The sequence below is a fragment of the Microbacterium sp. B24 genome (genome assembly GCF_000333415.1).
Taxonomy (GTDB): Bacteria; Actinomycetota; Actinomycetes; order Actinomycetales; family Microbacteriaceae; genus Microbacterium.
Map to the genome: position 1 here is coordinate 1 of NZ_BADB01000503.1, position 1,436 is coordinate 1,436.

A 1,436-nucleotide genomic window follows, 5' to 3' on the forward strand; every position below is an offset into this window, starting at 1 on the left:
GAGCTCGGTCCCGGGGATCCTCTAGAGTCCGGTCACCTGCTCGAGCGTGGCGCGCAGCGCCTCGTACACGCCGAGGCTCGTCGGGCCCGCGGGTTCGCCCGAACCGCCGACGGCGTCGGGCAGGCCGACCACGTGCGCGGTCCGTTCGCTGACGACGAGCATGTCCTCCGTCGTCGACCCGACATCCTCCGCGGTCCGGTAGCTGCCGCCGAAACGGTCGACGGCGTCGCCGAGGTCGAGGTACGCCGCACGCCGGCGATCGGCATCGAGCGTCGTTCCCGGCGGCAGACAGATCACGGATTTGCCGCCGCCGGCGTCCAGCCCGGCCGCGGCGTTCTTGAGCGTCATCGCGGCCGACAGCCGCAGGGCGTCGCCGACGGCGTCGCTCCAGTGCGGGTAGGTCCACATCCGGGCGCCGCCGAGGGCGGGCCCGAGCGTCGAGGAGTGCAGGGCGACGGTGATGAGCAGTCCGCTGCGCGGGCCCGTCGTCACCTCCACGCGCTCGTGGGAGAAATCGGGCAGGGGCAGGGTGTGCGTCATCGCATCCTCTTTCGGCGGGCCTTGTGGGCGGTGCTCGGTGGATGCCGCGGCGTTGCGGCATCCACCCCCTATTGTGCCTCCACGGGCACCGATCGCGGGGGTGCGGCCGTGTGTGCGGCATCGGGCGCGACGTCGGTGCCGGGGTCGGAGAGATCGAACCGACGCCCGCGCAGTGCGCGCAGCGCGTACAGGATGGTCGCCAGATCGATCACTTCCTGTCCGAGCGCACCGAGGACGGCGGGCACCAGCCCGGTCGTCGCGAGCAGCATCGCCGCGACGCTGAGGGCGATGCCGATCCAGATGGCGACGTAGGCCACGCGCAGTGTGTCGCGACCGATCGCGACCGCCTCGGCCACCTTCGTCAGCGAATCCTTCAGCACGACGGCGTCCGCCGCGTCGCCGGCGGCGGTGGCTCCCCGTGCGCCCATCGCGATGCCGATGTCGGCGGCGGCGAGCACCGGCGCATCGTTGACGCCGTCGCCGACCATGAGCACGGGGCGCGGCGTCATCATCGCAGCCAGATGCACCTTGTCGGCGGGGAGCAAGTCGGCGTGCACCTCGTCGACCCCCACCGACCCCGCCACGGCGTCGGCGGTGGGCCGGGCGTCGCCGGTGAGCATCGTGACGCGTTCCACGCCGTGTCCGCGCAACCAGCGCACGACGGCACGCGACTCGGGCCGTGCGCCGTCGGCGAGGACGAGGGCTCCGGCGAAGCGGCCGTCGACGGCCACGTACGCGGCCGCCTGACCCGCATCCATCGCGGTGAGCGTGGTGTCGGGTGCGAGCGACGCGACGTAGGCCGGCTTTCCGACCACCACGCGCCGTCCGCCGATCACGGCGGTCACCCCGTTGGTCGCTTCCTCGTGCGCGTCGTCGGCCGGCTCCACCACGATGCC

Annotated in this window: 1 protein-coding gene and 1 pseudogene; both read right to left on the bottom strand. The window is 73.1% G+C overall.

Annotation, left to right across the window (positions count from 1 at the left end; all coding sequences use genetic code 11):
* Positions 1-27: 27 nt before the first annotated feature.
* Positions 28-540: pseudogene (locus tag I5I_RS14775) on the bottom strand (Glu/Leu/Phe/Val dehydrogenase dimerization domain-containing protein); the annotation flags it as partial.
* A gap of 68 nt (positions 541-608) precedes the next feature.
* Positions 609-1,436 (bottom strand): HAD-IC family P-type ATPase (locus I5I_RS14780; protein WP_036321480.1); only part of this gene is annotated, 828 nt, incomplete at its 5' end.